Consider the following 16,272-nt stretch of genomic DNA (forward strand, 5'->3'; position numbering starts at 1 on the left):
TCTTCGTCAAAAAAAGGTGGTTCAAATGGCAATTGGGTTGGCTTTGGCCAACACATCAAACTGCATCAATGTGTCAATCAGTTGCGGCATTTGGTCAAGGTGGATCATGTTGGGCCCATCAGACGGCGCCTTGTCCGGATCTTGATGCGTTTCGATGAACACGGCGGCGGTTCCAATAGAGACGGCGGCGCGGGCCATCACCGGTGCAAATTCGCGCTGGCCGCCGGAGCTGCCGCCCTGGCCGCCGGGCTGTTGCACGGAGTGGGTGGCGTCCATCACCACAGGGTAGCCGGTTTTGGCCATCTGCGGCAGGGAGCGCATATCGGCCACCAGCGTGTTGTAGCCAAAGGAGGTGCCGCGTTCGGTCAGCAGGATGTTGGTGTTGCCTGTGCTTTCGATCTTGGTGACGATATTGCCCATCTCCCAAGGGGCCAGAAATTGGCCTTTCTTCACGTTCACTGCGGCGCCGGTTTTGCCAGCAGCCACCAGCATGTCGGTCTGACGGCACAGGAAAGCCGGGATTTGCAAGATGTCGACAGCTTCGGCCGCCAAGGCGCATTGCTCTTCGGTATGCACGTCGGTCAGCACGGGCACGTCAAAGTCCTTGCGGATGCCGTCCAGAACGGACAGGCCCGCGTCGAGACCCAGACCGCGGATGCCGGTGAGGGAGGTGCGGTTTGCTTTGTCGTAGCTGGCTTTGAAGACATATTGCGCACCTGCCTTGGCGCAGGCTTCTTTCATGGTGCCTGCGATCATTTCGGCGTGGTCTTTGCTCTCCAATTGGCACGGGCCTGCAATGACCGTCAAAGGAAGGTCATTGCCGATGGTGAGAGCACCAACATTTACATGTTTCATTACGAGGACACCTGTTCTCTGAGGATGGACGCGGTCAGCGAGATCATCAGATAAATGCCCGAAAAGATCAGGAAGGCCAAGATCGTGTTTTCAAAGCTGCGCGGGTAAGACGGGTCCTGCGCCGATACAGGATCCACCGAGGTGGTCAGGTAGCGCACCTGGCGGTTGGCCTCCAATTCGGTCTGTTTCAGAGTTTGCAGCGCGGTCTGCATTTGCAGGTCGGCTGCGGCCAAGTCAGCTTGAGCGATCTGGATTTGCGAGGTTTTGGAGGCGAGGGATTCCTCGCCTGCGGTGGCTTCTGTCATGCGCGCACGTTGGGTGGCCAAGGCAGCCTGTAGGCGGCGCACGTCCCCCCGGACCCCTTCGACACGGGCCTTGTTGGGGCGCGCGTTGTCTTCGAGTGCGGCCAGTTGCAGCTGCTTTTCCTGCAATTGGATTTCAAGATTGGTGATCTGTTGACGCAGGGAGGCGATCACGCCTTCCGGGTCAAGCACGGTGCTTTCCTGCAGTCGGACCAGCTCAATTTGCGCGTTGCGGCGCTCTTCTTTAGCGGTGTCCAGGCTGTTGCGAGCGTCGCGCAATTGGTCCTTGCGTTTGCGTTGTGATAGGTCGTCAACCCGTTGTTCTGCATAGGAAATAAGGGCCTTGGAGAACTGAGTTGCGATTTCCGGATCCGATGCGCTGACCTCCATGCGGATGGAGCCTTCGGTCGGGTCGTAACCGATTTTCACAAACTTCTTGTAGACCTTATAGGCCTTTTCGTTGGACGGGTTTTCGTCCAGCCGCTGGATTGGGTCGATCTCCGGATTGGAGAAATGGTCTTTGAAGCCCACATCGTTGTCCAATCGGATCATCGCGTCTTTACTGGTCAGGTAATCCTGCACCGCGATGGCGTCCTGGTTGGAATTGAGCTGCGCCGGAAGCAGGCCGCCGAGGCCACCACCACCAGTGCTGTCGGCTTGTTGGACAAGGAAGGCGGATTTGGTGGAGTACATTGGCGTGGCGACGTTGTAGAAATACCAACCGGCAAAGAGGGTGGGCAGGAAAACAAAGGCCGAGAGGCGGGCCAGCAGCAGGAGCAGGCGGCGACGACGGCGACGGGCGATGTCTTTCTGGATTTCACCAATTTCCAGCGCGCGCATTTCTGCCGGAGACATGGTCTCAGTGGAGGGCAGGTTGGATTTGCCCATCGGCATGGTCTGCGGCAGTTGCACCTTGCCGGCTTTGGCGGGGGGCTTGGCACCTTTGTCCGACGGCATGAGATCCAGCATGTTGGTGCGCTGGAACGGATCTATGCCCGCCTCGCGCAATAGGCGCACGGCGTCATAGTCAGACGTAGGTGCCAGATTGTTTTTCTGCGCCATGCGGCGGGCCATACGCAGCTGGCGACCGGTGAGGCCTTCGCGTTTGATCGCGTCAATCGCGGCCTCTGCACCTTGCGGTGTGGGCTGCGCTGCGTTGGCGGCAGCGGGCTGCGGCCTTGGTTGCGGCGCGGCTTGGCCCTGCGGCTGGGCGCCCGGATTGGGCAGGTTCACAGCGTGTGGACGCGGTTGCGGCGCGGCTTGAGGGGCGGGCGCGGTGCCGTCCGCAGCTGGCTGTGCGGGCGGGGTTTCGCTGCGGCGGACGCGGAATTTCTTAGCCTTGGGTTTGGTAGTCATAGAGCTGCTTGGCCTCTTCCAAGGTGTCGAACATATAGAGTTTGCCGTTCAGCAGCACCGCCGCCGATCTGGCAAATTTTTCCAGCACTTGCGGCTGGTGTGACACAATCACAATTGTGGTGGTGCGCAGGCGTTCGCGGAGCACCTCACCGGCTTTCTTGTTGAAATCCACATCGGTGGAAGAGGGCATGCCCTCGTCAATCAGGTAGATGTCGAAGTCCAGCGCGAGCATCAGCGCAAAGGTGAAGCGCGAACGCATGCCGGACGAATAGGTGCCCAGCGGTTGGTCGAAATATTCGCCAAGGTTGCAGAGCCAGCGGCAGAACGCCTCGACATAATCCGGGTCCAGCCCGTAAAGGCGCGCGATGTAGCGGCTGTTTTCCACGGCGGTGTGTTTGTTCACCACGCCGCCCATGAACCCCAGCGGGAAGGAGATGCGGCAGTCGCGGCGGATGGTGCCTTCGTCAGGTTTCTCCAGCCCCGCCATCATATTGATCAGCGTGGTTTTACCGGTGCCGTTGGGGGCGAGGATGCCTAGAGAGTTGCCCAATTCGACACGGAAAGAGACGCGCTCAAGGATGACCTTGCGCTGCGTGCCGGTCCAGAAGGACTTACTCACATTGTCGAACTCGAGCATCAACTGCTCCTGATACTGCTCTCACGTGCCGTTATAGCACAAAACTATACACCAAAGTGGTTAACGCTCTGACGGCGTTTTGCCCAATATGTCGGATATGACAGGCAGATAGCAACTGTCTGCGGCGGGAATGGGGCAAGAAATGTAGAAAATTGAAACAGAAAGCGGAAGTCTCGGAGAAATTTGAGGAAATTCAGTGTTTTCGGTTGCTTTGTTAAGTACTTATGCAAAAACCACCGATGCGTTTGGGCACCGGTGGTTTGCATGTGTTTTGGTTAAGAGATTTGCTTATGCAACCGCTTGCCAGACGGTGCCTGCGATCAGTGCGCCGGTTAAGGCAAAGGTGAGGTAGGCGGCAAAGATGCGCGGTTTCACCAAGGCCCAGACCGCGATGGCGGCGGGGATGCAGCTGACGCCACCAGCAATCACAAAAGACATGGCTGCGCCCTGGGACATGCCTTGCTCCATCAGGCCGCTGATGAAACCCACGGCGGCGAAACCGTTAAGGTAGGCGGGCATGCCAATGAGGGCCGCGATCAGGATGGTGCCAAAACCTTCGCCACCAAGGAACTGGCCGACCCAAGCTGTGGTGTCATAAACCACCATCAGGGCTTCGAACATGTAGGCGATCAGCAGCCATTTCACCAGGAAGAGCGCGTTGTCCACCCAGGTGGTGCGGAAGATGGTCCGACGATCCGCGTCGCCCCAGAACGTCCAGACAGGTTTGGCCGAGAAGGGCGCTTTGGTGCCGCAACATCCACCAACCTGAGGTTTCTCGCGCAGAGGTTCGGCAAAGACCGCGGTGTTGGAGAAGGTCATGGTCAGGAAGCCGCCCATCATGCCGATGCTCACAGCCGCGACGGTTTTGGCCAGCGCGAAGTCCAGCCCCAATTCGCCCCAAGTGATTGTAAACATGGCGGGATCCATTAGCGGGGAGGCCAGCCAGAAGGCCATCACCGCACCCAAGGGGGCACCAACCGCCAGCAAGGCGGCAATGAAGGGAATGACTTCACAGGAACAGAAGGGCGACATGCCGCCCATAAAGGCTGCGAGGATGATCATGCGCACCTGGTTGCCTTGGAACGCCTTGGCAATCAGGTTGTCTGCGCCGGTGGCTTTCACAAAGGCCACCAATGTGATGGCGATGATGATGAAGATGCCGGTGTGGCTCATTGCCTCAAAAACGATCTCGGATGCGGGCAGGAATTTTTCTGGCGCGACCAGCAGCAGGATCAGCGGGATAATCCCCACCGCGAGCCAGGCTTTGTCGAGTTTTTTCCATCGCGATCGCCAAGGGGCGGGGGCGTTTTGGGTGGTGTCAGCCATGGTCGTGCTCCTTGCACTTTTTGGCAACGTCGGCGCAGCACTCTCGCAACAGGAAGGTGGAGAGATCACGTACGGCGTCATAAGCGATGGCGGCACAGATGATCGACCGCCCTTGTTTTTCCTGAGTTACCAGCCCGGCCTGGGCGAGGATCTTCATATGATGGGTCAAGGTGGAGCCGGTCACGCCTGTGCGTTTGCCAAGCTCACCAATGGAGAGGCCCTCATGGCCAGCGCGCACCAGGCAGCGCAGAACCGAGAGCCGTTGCTCCGATCCAAGCGCCGCAAAGGTGGAGGCGGCCACTTCGAGGGAGATATCTGTGGGGTCTGTATGTTCCATATTTCTAAAAATATCGAAATGAATGAGTCGCGCAAGTCTTATTTCGAATATTGTCGAAATAACTTTGGGCCGCTATCAGGGGAGGCATGTCACTACGTCAGGAAATAGAGGGCTGCCGGATCTGTGTAGGCCGATTTGCCGCCACTGCGACAGGCCATGAGCCGCGACCTGTGGTGTGGTTTGAAGGAAAGCCGAGGCTTTTGATTGTCGGACAGGCCCCCGGCGCGCGGGTGTATGAAAGCGGGCGGCCGTTTACTGATCCCAGCGGGGACAGGCTGCGGGATTGGATGGGCGTGGATGAGGCTGTTTTTTATGACACATCCCGTATGGCGATTGTGCCGATGGCGTTCTGTTTTCCCGGCTACAACGCGGCTGGCAGCGACCTGCCACCGCCGCCGATCTGCGCCAAAACTTGGCGGGGAAGGGTTATGGGGGCGCTGGGTGACGTGCCGCTGACGCTTGTGGTGGGGGGCTATGCCCAAAAGTGGCATCTGGGCACCAAGGCGGGGGTGACGGTCACTGTTGAAGGGTGGCGCGACCATGCGCCCAAGGTCTTCCCCTTGCCACATCCGTCCTGGCGCAATACGGCATGGCTGAAGAAGAAACCCTGGTTTGAGGCCGAGCTGTTGCCCGCGCTGCAAACCCGTATCAAGGAGGTGCTGACATGAGTGACCTGACCCCATTGGACAAGGCCCATGCGGCAATGGAAGCGGCGCCGGAAGATGATGCGGCACGCCTGCGCTTCTATGAGCGGCTTGCGGATGCGGAGCTGTTCTTGCTGCTGGAAAAAGAGCCGGAAGGCGACCGCATCGCGCCGGAGATTTTTGAAACCTCGGATGCGAGCTTTGTGCTGGTGTTTGATACCGAAGACCGGTTGGCGCAGTTTGTCGGGCGGGTGGCGCCGTATGCCGGGCTGTCCGGTCGGGTGATTGCCAACATGCTGGCGGGGCAGGGCATTGGCTTGGCGGTCAATCCCGAGGTGGCGCCGTCCTCGATCTTGATCCCGAACGAGGCGCTGGGCTGGCTGGCGGACACGCTGGAGCATGCGCCGGATGAGGTTGAGGCCAAAGTGGAGAGCTTTGCGCCGCCTGCAGGGTTGCCAGAAGTGCTGATCACGGCGCTGGATGCCAAGCTGAGCACTGCCGGTGGGTTGGCCAAAATGGCTTATCTCGTTGGTACGACTTATGAGAGCGGGAGCCGGTCGCACATGTTGGGCTTTGTCGATGTTGTGCCCGGCGCAGAAGGCGCGTTGGCGAAAGCTGTGAACGAGGCGCTGACCTTCTCTGGCATCGAGGCGGGCGCGCTGGATGTGGGGTTCTTTGCTATCAACGATCCGGTGGCGGCTCAGCTGGCGCGGGTTGGATTGCGGTTTGATCTGCCAGAGCCACCCAAGGCGGAAGACCACGTGCCTGTCACACCCGGCAGTGATCCAGACAAACCGCCAATTCTGCGCTGATTAAACTCTTCTCTTTCCCCAAAGTATCCCGGGGTGAATGGCGCAGCGGGCTGCGCCAGAGGGGCTGGCCCCTCAGGCATGAGTTTTAGTACCCCGCGCTGCGGTCGACGACATGCACAAAGGGTTCACCCGCTTCCCCCCGGCGCACGTTTTCAACCACCACTTCGCTTGAGGTTTTCACGCGGGTTTCCGAGGCGATGTGCGGCGTGACTGTGACTCTAGGATGCGCCCAAAAGGGGTGCTCTCTTGGCAGCGGCTCCACACGGAAGACATCCAACGTGGCATGGGCAATGTGGCCGCTATCGAGCGCGGCCAGCAAGGCGTCGTCGTCGATCAGTGGCCCTCGGCCAGGGTTTACGATCATCGCGCCTTTGGGCATCCACGACAGGCGCTCTGCGTTGAGCAGGTTTTCTGTTTCGGTGGTTTTGGGCAAGAGCAGCACAAGGATGTCGGCGTGTGACAAGGCGGTTTTGAGCCCGTCATCGCCGTGCAGGCAGGTGACGCCGGGAATGTCTTTGGCGCGGCGGCTCCAGCCCGCGACGTCAAAGCCCAGATCGCGCAGGGCTTCGGCGCAGGCGCTGCCCAATTCGCCGAGGCCCATGATGGTCACGCGGCGGTCTTGCGCAAGTGGCGGCACATGCGGGGTCCAGTCGCCGTTTTGACCAAGGATGTTGCGGTCCATGCCAAGGTGATGGCGCATCACATGACCCACCACCCATTCTTTCATGCCCTGGGTCATGCCGGGATCGACCATACGGCAGAGCGGCATGGTCAGGGTTTTGTTGCCGACTATGCTCTCCACACCGGCCCAGAGGTTGAGCACGGCTTTGCAGCGGGTGTACGGCGTGAAGTCCTGTACGGGGCTGTTGGGAGCGTAGACGATGTAGTCGACGTCTTCAGGCACGAAGTCTGTCTGCAGGTTGGCGTCCACACCGGCGGCTTTGAAGGCTTCCTTGAGCGGGGTCTCATACTCCGCCCAGCGTTCGGGCTTGGCGGCAAAGAGGACGTTGATCATGTGGCAAACACTCCAGACATGTCGGCAAAGCCTTTGATTTCGATGGGGTTCCCAAAGGGGTCGTTGAAGAACATGGTGCTTTGTTCGCCGGGTTCACCGGCAAAGCGCGTGAACGGCTTGAGCACAAAGTCCAAACCAGCCTCGGTGAGGCTCTGCGCGAGGGCGTCCCACTGGGCTTTTGGCAGGATCACACCGAGGTGCGGCATGGGCACCATGTGCTCGCCGACCTTGCCGGTGGCGGCGGTGGCAAAAGGTTCACCGATGTGTAGCGAAAGCTGATGGCCAAAGAAGTTGTAGTCCACCCAGGTGGCGGTGCTGCGGCCTTCGGTGCAGCCCAGCAGGTCGCCATAGAAGGCGCGGGCTTGATCAAGATCGCGGACGTTATAAGCGAGATGAAAGATGGTCATGCGCGGTTCCTTTGAAGGAGGAGAATAGGGTCTTAGCGCATAGGTAGAAGCGCAAAGTGAAGAAGGGTAGCTTGTTTTTGCATCTTCAGACATAAGAAAAACTATGGATGTGAGATTTGTGGAAACATTGCTGGCGGCGGTGGAAGAGGGATCTTTGGCGGCTGCCGCGCGGCGCCAGGGCATCACGGCGGCGGCTGCGGCGCAGCGGATAGGCGCATTGGAGGCGGCATTGAAAGTGCCGCTTTTGGTGCGGGACGGACGCCGCATGACAGCCACACCGGATTGCGAGGCGTTGTTGGCGGATTTGCGACAGATGGTGGCGTTGAAAGCCGGGCTTGCCGGGCGGTTGGCGCAGGAACAGCTTGGGGGACGGTTGCGCCTGGGCGCGGTGTCCACAGCGCTGAGTGATTATGGCCCGACAGTTGTGCAACAGCTGGAGGCAGAGGCGCCAGCGGTGGAGCTGGCTTTGATCCCGGCGGCCAGTGAGGCGGTGCTTCGTCAGTTTGAAGAGGGCGCGCTGGATGCGGCGCTGATTGTGGCGCCGCCGTTTGCGTTGCCCAAGACAATGCAGTTTGACGTATTGGCAAAACAGCCGATTGGCTTTGTGCGGCCCGTGGGCGAGGGGCAAGCCAATGACGTGCCCTTTTTGGTGTATAGTCGGACGTCCTGGGGTGGCGCGGCCTGTTGGCGAGCGTTGACGTCACAGGTCTCTGCGCCTCAGGTGCGGTGTGAGTTGGATGCGGTGGAGATCATTGCGCAGATGGTTGAGGACGGTCTGGGGCAGGCGGTCCTGCCGCGGTGGCAGGGGCTGGTGAAGCACCATCAGGACTTGCAGTTTGTGGAAATCCCAGACGCCTTCCGGGAGGTTGGGTTGCTCACGTGGCGCCGGGATGCGCGACGGCCGTTGGTGCGGCTGTTGCGTAAGACTGTCGGTGTGGAGAGCGCTTAGGTCGCGTTTAGACTTGCCGCGGACGATGCACGTGGGCGGATTGCACGAGCCCAAAGCCTGCCATCAAAACCAACATGGCGGAGCCCCCGTAACTGACCAATGGAAGCGGCACGCCCACGACGGGCGCGAGGCCCATCACCATCGACATGTTCACAGCGAAGAACAGGAAAAATGCGCCTGAGATGCCGAGAATAACCAGAGAGGAGTAGCGGTCTTTGTTGGATATGGCGGAGGCGATGCAGAACACCACAATCAAGGCGTAAAGCGACAGTAGAGACACCGCGCCGACGTAGCCAAACTCTTCGGCCAGGGTGGTGAAGATGAAGTCGGTGTGTTTTTCCGGCAGGAAGTTCAGGCGGCTCTGGGTGCCTTGCATAAAGCCGCGCCCGGTCCAGCCACCAGAGCCAAGCGCAATTTTGGATTGGGTAATGTGGTAGCCTGCGCCGAGTGGGTCAGACGATGGGTCGAGAAAAGTGTCGATACGGCGATATTGGTAGTTCTTCAACAGTTGCCATTCGGTGCCGCGCGATTGGAACACGGCGACCACCAGCCCCACAACCATGCTGATCACAGCGGCGAAGTAGCCCCAATGCACACCGGCGAGGAACATCACAATGGCGCCGCCGGTGAGCAACAGGATCGAGGTGCCAAGGTCCGGCTGGCGTAGGACCAACATGGTGGGGATGATGATCAGCAGGACGGGGATCAGCACCCAGAGCGGTTTGCTGGTTTTTTCCGTCGGTAACCAGTCGTAATAGGCCGCCAAGCACATCACCAGGGTGATTTTCATCAGCTCGGAAGGCTGAAGGCGCATGAAACCAAGGTCGATCCAGCGCTGGGCGCCCATGCCGACGCTGCCCATGACCTCCACCAGTACCAGCAGGATCAGCGTGACCAGATAGGCAAAGCCCGAGATTGATCGCCAGAACCAAATCGGGACCATGGCGACAAAGAACATGACAAACACCCCAAGAGCGTAGCGCTTCATTTGCGGCTCGGCCCAGGGTGAGAATGATCCACCGGCGACAGAGTAGAGCATCAAAAAGCCTACGCCAGCCACGGCGGTGATTAGCAGCAGCAGTGCCCAGTTGAGGTGCAGCACTTTGCGCAGCCCTGACGGCACATGTTTGACGTTATATTCGAGATAACTCATCTGCGCCTCATGCCCGGTTGCGGCGCGTGATTTCGCGGCCTGGCACCAGTTTCTCCAGCTCTTCTTGCTGTATCTTGATGCTGTTGCGGTCTTTGGTGGGATAGGCAGACAGGGGCGGGGTACCGCCATAGAGCGCCTGTAGCGTGATGTCGCGGCCAATCGGCGTGGCGGCCTTGGAACCGCTGCCGTGTTCCACAACTACGGCCACTGCGATCTTCGGGTTTTCAAACGGCGCGTAATTCACAAACAGACCGTGGTCGCGGCGGTTCCACGGCAGGTCTTCGTTGCGGGTCACACCACGCGCACGCTCAGCGGCTGTGATGTTGCGGACCTGAGAGGTGCCGGTCTTGCCTGCCATGCGGAACTCATCTTCGATGATGCGTTTGCTGTAGGCCGTTCCACGGCGGTGGTTGGAAACCGCATACATGCCGCGTTGCACCTCGGCGAGATGGGTCGGGCTGATGTCCAGACGGGGCGCTTCGGCAATTGGCTGTTCCACGCCGTTGATGGATTTCACCAGACGGGGCGGCACAGCTTTGCCAGTGGCGAGGCGTGCAGTCATCACCGCGAGTTGCAGCGGTGAGGCAAGCACAAACCCCTGCCCAATGGAGGCGTTGGCGGTGTCGCCCACCACCCAATCTTCGCCGCGCACCGAGCTTTTCCAGTCGCGCGACGGGTTCAGGCCGCGCGCCACGCCGGACAGCGGCAGGTCAAATTTCACGCCAATGCCAAATTTGGCTGCCACTTCGGACATCTTGTCGATGCCGACTTGCAGGGCGATGTCGTAGAAGTAGACGTCGCAGCTTTCGCGGATGGCTTGCGCGAGGTTCATTTGGCCGTGGCCGCCGCGCTTCCAACAGTGAAAGCGGCGGTTGGAGATTTCCATGTGGCCGGGGCAGTAAACCGTGTCGTCGTAGCCGATGATGCCCTCTTCGAGCGCGGCCAGCGCGGTGATCATTTTGAACGTGGACCCCGGAGGGTAGGTGCCTTGGACCGATTTGGCCGCGAGAGGGCGGTGGTCGTTGCCGGTCAGCTCACCGTAGTCGGCAACCGAGATGCCCTCGACAAAGAGGTTGGGGTCAAAGGTCGGAGCCGAGGCGACGGCCAGCAAGTCGCCGGTTTCGCAATCCATAACCACGGCGGCGGCGCTTTCTTCGCCCAGTCGCGCCTGCGCATAAGATTGCAGCCCTTGGTCGATGGTCAGCTGAATGTCGTCGCCCTGTTCACCTTCGCGGCGGTCCAACTCGCGCATGATGCGGCCAACGGCGTTGACCTCGACACGTTTGGTGCCTGCCACGCCGCGCAGATCATCCTCCATTCGGCCTTCCAGCCCCACCTTGCCAATTTGGAAGCGCGGGATGCGCAGCAGTTGGTCAGGGTTGTCGATCTTGGACAGGTCGTAGTCGGAGACCGGGCCAACGTAGCCCAGCACATGTGCCATGTCGCCGCGCAAGGGGTAGTAGCGCGAGAGGCCCACCTCAGGTGTGATGCCGGGCAGGGCGGGGGTGTTGACAGCTACCCGAGAGAGTTCGTCCCAACTGACGCGGTCGGCAATCGTGACCGGCAGGAACGGTGGCGAGCGGCGCATTTCAGTGACGGCGCGGTCCAACTCCTTGGGGTCAAGTTCCACCAAGGTTGCCAGTTTGTCGATCACCGCGTCCACGTCGCCGGCGTCTTCGGGCACCAGCGTGACGCGGTAAGACGGCTCGTTTCGGGCGAGCACAATGCCGTTTCGGTCAAAAATCTCACCACGGGCCGGTGGGATCAGGCGAATGTTGATGCGGTTTTCTTCGGCCAGAAGGCGGTATTGATCTGCTTGGTCCAGTTGCAAATGGCGCATGCGGAAACCGAGACCGGTCATGAAGGCGAGCATGGTGCCGCCAAGCAAGAGCGCGCGGCGGGAGAGGCGGCCGTGGACCTCGGTGACTTCGGTGGGAGTTTTGGCGCGCATCAGTTGGCCCCCAAGGCATCATGAGCTGTGGCGCGGCGCACGCCAAACAGCAGATGAGACAGGAAGACCACACCGGGGTAGATGGCGATGTTCATGATGGTTTGCATCAGCATCAGGCCCAGCGACGGCAGTGGCAGCAGGAAAATGGTGCCGATCAGGCGATACCCCACGGTTATGGCCAGCATGATCACGGCGGCGGTGAGCCATTCGGTCGCAAAAGTGGCGTCGCGTAGGCGGGGTGCGCGGCTGCGTTGGATTTCGCAGGCAAAGACCATGATCGCGGCGGCCAGTCCCGGGGGACGCAGGAGCAGGAAGTCAGCCAGCAGAAAGACGCCAGCGATCAGAAGCGGCGGCGTGTAGTCCGGTTGGCGCACGGCCCATGCCAGCGCCAGAACCACCATGAATTCCGGCCCGGCCCAGCGGCGCGGGGTGGTTTCCAACGGCAGAAGCTGTGCAAAGACCAAGAGCAGGCACAACAGGGCAAAGACAAACCGCATCAACCACTTATTGGACAGTGCTGCGTCAGCCATCGGTGGTCTCCGAGAAGGCTTCGGGGCTATCCGGGGCAATCACGGTGCCAGGGCTGTCAAGCCGTTCCTGGCCGTGGTGGCGCAGGACGCGCAGGAACTCGAGACGCTCATAGTCCGCGGCGAGGCGCACACGCAGGCGACCGGAGGGGTCCACCGCAACTTGACCGATTAGCAATCCGCCGGGGAAGACGCCGCCGTCACCGGAGGTCACAACCCGGTCTCCGGGGCGGACGAGATCAGGCGTTTCGAGGAAGTCCACATGCGGCGCAACTGAGTTGTCGCCCACGATCAGCGCTGATTGACCCGACGGCTGGATGCGGGCGGGAATACGGCTGGAGCTGTCGGTCAGCAGCATCACGCGGGAGCTGGATTGGCCAACGCCAGAGATACGGCCAACGAGGCCGATGCCATCCATCGCCGCCCAGCCGTCAATGATGCCGTCGCGCGCGCCGATGTTGAGCAGCACGGATTGGCGGAACGGGGAGCCGCTGTCGGCCAAAACAACGCCGGTGACATAGGTCAGGCGTGGATCAAGGCGCACATTGTTGAGATCCAGCAGCCGGGCGTTTTCCTGTTCCAGCTGCAAAGCGGCTTCTTTCCAGGCCTTCATGTCCTGCAATTCACGACGCAGGTCACGGTTCTGTGCGACGATGCGGGTGTAGCTTTGGAAGTTGCGCAGCATGTTCACTGCGCCAGTGACCGGCGCCATGGCCCAGTCAAAATTGGGCACCACAGTGTCGGTGATTTGAGCGCGGAAGCGTTCCACGCGGGGGCTGTCGATGCGCCAGATCAGGAAGACGCCCAGCAACAGTAGGATCAGCACACCCAGAAGCAACCGCCGCAGCGGTGCTGAGAAATCTTCGCTCTGGCTGCGATCTTTGGCCAAGGTGTCTCCGGATCAGAGATGGTGGGCGTTATGCTACACCGCCGGAAGGCTGACGCCAAACCGGCGCGAGATCAGGCCGGGTTAGCTGTCGTAGTCAATCGCGTGGCGCAGTTGCTTTTCATACTCCAGCGCCTTGCCGGTGCCCATGGCCACGCAGTTCAAGCTTTCGTCAGCAATCGACACGGCCAGGCCGGTTTGCTCGCGCAGGGCCAGGTCCAATTCACCCAGCAGCGCGCCGCCGCCGGTGAGCATGACGCCGCGATCCACAATGTCAGCGGCCAGATCCGGTGGGGTGGCTTCCAGCGCGGTCATCACCGCTTCGCAAATTTGCTGAACCGGTTCTGCCAGAGCTTCGGCCACTTGTGCCTGGGAGATTTCGGTTTCTTTTGGCACGCCGTTCAGAAGGTCACGGCCCCGGATCATCATGGAAGTGCCGCGGCCATCATCCGGCATACGGGCGGTGCCGATGGAGGTTTTGATGCGTTCGGCAGTGGCTTCACCAACCAGCAGGTTTTGCTGGCGACGCAGGTAGTTGATAACCGCTTCGTCCATGCGGTCACCGCCAACGCGCACGGAACGCGCATATACGATGTCGCCCAAGGACAGTACGGCGACTTCGGTGGTGCCGCCGCCAATATCGACAACCATGTTGCCGGTTGGGTCGGTGATTGGCATGCCTGCGCCAATGGCGGCTGCGATCGGTTCGGCCACGAGGCCGGCGCGGCGGGCGCCAGCAGAGAGCACAGATTGGCGAATCGCGCGTTTTTCTACCGGGGTGGCGCCGTGGGGCACGCAGACAATAATTTTAGGTTTGGAGAATGTGGAACGTTTGTGCACCTTGCGGATGAAGTGTTTGATCATCTCTTCCGCGGTGTCAAAATCGGCAATCACACCGTCGCGCATAGGGCGAATGGCCTCGATGCTGCCCGGCGTGCGGCCCAGCATAAGCTTGGCGTCTTCGCCCACGGCCAGCACTTTTTTCACGCCATCTTTGACGTGATAGGCCACCACAGAAGGTTCGCTGAGAATAACACCTTTACCTTTTACGTAGACCAGCGTGTTCGCGGTCCCTAGGTCGATAGCCATGTCGGATGTAAACAGGCTGCCCAAATTTCCCAGCATAAGATTTCGTTCCCCCAAAAATTCTCAAAGCCCGCGACTCTCTCGAGTCCGGGCGGCCTTCTTATAGGAACTCGAAGGCTGTTGTGAAAGACCCGCAATAAAACAAAGGCGACATTCCGCCGCGTGGGGTGGTCACGGCGCGACCACCCGGATGTGAGAGCTCGTTTAGAAGGCAAATTTCAACATGCCAACAACCCCTTCGTCATCACCGTCTCGGCCGTGATAACGCATGTCAAACGAGATGGTGTCGGTGAAGGCGTATTCCGCGCCAACGTCCCAGTAATAGTCGCTGGATGCCCCGTCATCGACGCCGTAGAGGGCAGAGGTTTTCCAGCGGTCGCCGATGTCATAGCCAACCTGTGCGTAGCGATTGTAGTTCTTGTTGGTCCAGTCGTAGGCGGCGTAGCCTTTGACATACATGGCGTTGTCAAACGTATAGGTGAGGCCGACGGCGGCTTCGCTGCTGTCATAGCCGGTGTCATCATAAGATTTGCGCACCAGGCCAAGGTCATAGGCAAAGTTGTTACCCACGTTGGAACGGTAGCCCGTGTAGAGGTTGTATTGCCATTTGTCAGCGGTGCCGAAGTCGACGTTGGAGCCCCAGGCCCCAAAATAGAACCCACTGTTTTCCACTTCGACCCAAGGTTGGATCGCAAAGCCGTCTGACTTTGATACACCTGAGTCGATGTAGTCGGACGTCATGTCCGCGCCATATGACCAGTTCCAGCCTTGTGCGGCGGCGCCACTGGCGAAGGCAAGGGGAGCACAAAGCGCGGCGGCGCAAATTGGTGTGCGATAGTTCATGGGTCTTTCCTCTCATGCGTGAGTGGTGTTTTTGTTTTTGTGAGACTTGTCTGTCTCGGGACGCATTTGGCAGCCGCTCACGGGGCTTTGAAGAGGGGCGCAAAAAACCGCCTAGACTTGGGCAGGAAGTTGCAAAATCTGATAGTTTTGGTGGGCCGAAATCTGCCGTCTGGGCATTGGCGCGCAGGCAGGCTATTGAAAGCTCATGCTGAGTTACCAACACATCTACCACGCCGGCAATCTGGCCGATGTTCAGAAACACGCGCTTTTGGCGGTGATGCTGGAATACATGGGGCAAAAGCCCAAACCAATGAGCTATTTGGAGACCCACGCGGCGCGTGGTGTCTATCAGTTGGACGATGCGGCGGCTGTGAAAACCGGTGAGGCGGAGGCTGGTATTGCCAAAGTGGCGCAGTGGTTTGCGTCGGACCATCCCTACAAACGGGCGTTAACAGCTGTGCAGGAGCGGCATGGCGACGTGGCTTATCCGGGCTCGCCCGCCATTGCGCAGGCGTTGTTGCGAGCGCAGGACAGCATGCAGCTTTGCGAATTGCACCCGCAGGAAGCGACGGCGCTACGGCAAGCCATGCGCGGCAGTGGCGCGAAAGTGCATCAAAAAGACGGGTTTGAGGCCGTCATGGGGATTTGCCCACCAACTCCGCGCCGTGGTGTTCTGTTGATTGATCCAAGCTATGAGATCAAGGACGATTACAAGACCCTGCCTGGGTGGATCGCCAATGTGCACCGCAAGTGGAATGTCGGTGTGATCGCGCTGTGGTATCCGATCTTGCGAGACGGGACACACAAGCAGATGGTGCAGGCCTTGGAGGCGAAAGGTTTCCCTAAGGTCCTACGGCATGAGGTGGAATTCCCCCCTGCAAAAGAGGGCCATCGTATGATAGGGTCGGGCATGTTCATCATAAACGCGCCTTATGGATTACAAGCGGAGGCGCAGGACCTGACGAAGAGGTTTGCCAGCCTCTGACCTCCGTTGACCCTGTGTCCCACGGCCAGATTTCGCATTCTCTAGGGTTGTGTTTCACATTGTGAAATCCACAAATTGTGGAGTAATTTCAATTGACAGTAGAGTGAGGGTTGCGCACATTTTTGGCGTGGCACCTGACGGTTTTTGTTTGCCAAGATTTTTAGCCAAGATGTCTTTCAGGTGTGCTTATTTAAGGGAGTT

The 16,272-nt window shown here is 59.6% G+C and carries 17 protein-coding genes; 4 read left to right on the plus strand and 13 right to left on the minus strand.

Annotated features, from left to right (window positions below; translation table 11 throughout):
* Positions 1–21: 21 nt before the first annotated feature.
* The 5 genes from kdsA to Q0955_RS01095 form a co-directional block, all read right to left on the minus strand.
* Complete coding sequence (gene kdsA / locus Q0955_RS01075) at positions 22–855, minus strand: 3-deoxy-8-phosphooctulonate synthase (protein WP_299418865.1); 834 nt, start codon at positions 853–855, stop codon at positions 22–24.
* Positions 855–2,513, minus strand: coding sequence for a capsule biosynthesis protein (locus Q0955_RS01080; RefSeq protein WP_299418867.1), 1,659 nt, complete (start codon positions 2,511–2,513; stop codon positions 855–857). Before Q0955_RS01080 ends, kdsA begins: the two co-directional genes overlap by 1 nt.
* Positions 2,491–3,150, minus strand: a complete 660-nt coding sequence (locus Q0955_RS01085) for an ATP-binding cassette domain-containing protein (protein WP_294116355.1) — start codon at positions 3,148–3,150, stop codon at positions 2,491–2,493. The genes Q0955_RS01080 and Q0955_RS01085 overlap by 23 nt, the downstream gene beginning before the upstream one ends.
* A 288-nt stretch (positions 3,151–3,438) precedes the next feature.
* Positions 3,439–4,476: a permease gene (locus tag Q0955_RS01090; protein ID WP_299418869.1), complete on the minus strand. Its 1,038-nt coding sequence runs from the start codon at positions 4,474–4,476 to the stop codon at positions 3,439–3,441.
* Positions 4,469–4,813, minus strand: coding sequence for a metalloregulator ArsR/SmtB family transcription factor (locus tag Q0955_RS01095; RefSeq protein WP_299418871.1), 345 nt, complete (start codon positions 4,811–4,813; stop codon positions 4,469–4,471). The genes Q0955_RS01090 and Q0955_RS01095 overlap by 8 nt, the downstream gene beginning before the upstream one ends.
* Before the next feature lie 86 nt (positions 4,814–4,899).
* Here Q0955_RS01095 and Q0955_RS01100 point away from each other — a divergent pair, with 86 nt between their 5' ends.
* The gene (locus Q0955_RS01100; protein ID WP_299418873.1) at positions 4,900–5,481 is read left to right on the plus strand and encodes a uracil-DNA glycosylase family protein; all 582 of its coding nucleotides are present in this window, start codon (positions 4,900–4,902) and stop codon (positions 5,479–5,481) included.
* Positions 5,478–6,269, plus strand: a complete 792-nt coding sequence (locus Q0955_RS01105; RefSeq protein ID WP_299418875.1) for an SseB family protein — start codon at positions 5,478–5,480, stop codon at positions 6,267–6,269. Before Q0955_RS01100 ends, Q0955_RS01105 begins: the two co-directional genes overlap by 4 nt.
* 85 nt (positions 6,270–6,354) lie before the next feature.
* On the opposite strand, the gene Q0955_RS01110 is transcribed toward Q0955_RS01105, so the two are convergent.
* Entirely contained in the window at positions 6,355–7,284 is a 930-nt protein-coding gene (locus Q0955_RS01110) for a glyoxylate/hydroxypyruvate reductase A (protein ID WP_299418877.1), read from the minus strand.
* Entirely contained in the window at positions 7,281–7,691 is a 411-nt protein-coding gene (locus Q0955_RS01115) for a VOC family protein (RefSeq protein ID WP_299418879.1), read from the minus strand. The genes Q0955_RS01110 and Q0955_RS01115 overlap by 4 nt, the downstream gene beginning before the upstream one ends.
* Positions 7,692–7,794: 103 nt before the next feature.
* On the opposite strand from Q0955_RS01115, the gene Q0955_RS01120 reads away from it, so the two are divergent.
* The gene (locus tag Q0955_RS01120) at positions 7,795–8,640 is read left to right on the plus strand and encodes a LysR substrate-binding domain-containing protein (protein WP_299418881.1); all 846 of its coding nucleotides are present in this window, start codon (positions 7,795–7,797) and stop codon (positions 8,638–8,640) included.
* Positions 8,641–8,647: 7 nt separating this feature from the next.
* On the opposite strand, the gene rodA is transcribed toward Q0955_RS01120, so the two are convergent.
* The 6 genes from rodA to Q0955_RS01150 all read right to left on the minus strand — a co-directional run bounded on the left by rodA (position 8,648) and on the right by Q0955_RS01150 (position 15,086).
* Positions 8,648–9,793, minus strand: a complete 1,146-nt coding sequence (gene rodA, locus Q0955_RS01125; protein ID WP_299418883.1) for a rod shape-determining protein RodA — start codon at positions 9,791–9,793, stop codon at positions 8,648–8,650.
* Between the two features lie 7 nt (positions 9,794–9,800).
* Entirely contained in the window at positions 9,801–11,744 is a 1,944-nt protein-coding gene (gene mrdA, locus Q0955_RS01130; protein ID WP_299418885.1) for a penicillin-binding protein 2, read from the minus strand.
* Positions 11,744–12,274 (minus strand): rod shape-determining protein MreD, encoded by a 531-nt coding sequence (locus tag Q0955_RS01135; RefSeq protein WP_299418887.1) that lies wholly within the window; start codon positions 12,272–12,274, stop codon positions 11,744–11,746. The genes mrdA and Q0955_RS01135 overlap by 1 nt, the downstream gene beginning before the upstream one ends.
* Positions 12,267–13,160, minus strand: a complete 894-nt coding sequence (gene mreC, locus Q0955_RS01140) for a rod shape-determining protein MreC (RefSeq protein ID WP_299418889.1) — start codon at positions 13,158–13,160, stop codon at positions 12,267–12,269. The genes Q0955_RS01135 and mreC overlap by 8 nt, the downstream gene beginning before the upstream one ends.
* A gap of 81 nt (positions 13,161–13,241) precedes the next feature.
* Positions 13,242–14,282 carry a rod shape-determining protein gene (locus Q0955_RS01145; RefSeq protein ID WP_299418891.1) on the minus strand — a complete coding sequence of 347 codons (1,041 nt, stop codon included), beginning with the start codon at positions 14,280–14,282 and terminating at the stop codon, positions 13,242–13,244.
* A 165-nt stretch (positions 14,283–14,447) separates the two neighbouring features.
* Positions 14,448–15,086 carry a TorF family putative porin gene (locus Q0955_RS01150; protein ID WP_299418893.1) on the minus strand — a complete coding sequence of 213 codons (639 nt, stop codon included), beginning with the start codon at positions 15,084–15,086 and terminating at the stop codon, positions 14,448–14,450.
* Between the two features lie 205 nt (positions 15,087–15,291).
* On the opposite strand from Q0955_RS01150, the gene rlmJ reads away from it, so the two are divergent.
* Positions 15,292–16,071, plus strand: a complete 780-nt coding sequence (rlmJ, locus tag Q0955_RS01155; RefSeq protein ID WP_299418895.1) for a 23S rRNA (adenine(2030)-N(6))-methyltransferase RlmJ — start codon at positions 15,292–15,294, stop codon at positions 16,069–16,071.
* Positions 16,072–16,272 lie beyond the last annotated feature (201 nt).

The organism is uncultured Shimia sp. (genome assembly GCF_947493595.1).
In the GTDB taxonomy this organism is placed as follows: domain Bacteria; phylum Pseudomonadota; class Alphaproteobacteria; order Rhodobacterales; family Rhodobacteraceae; genus Shimia.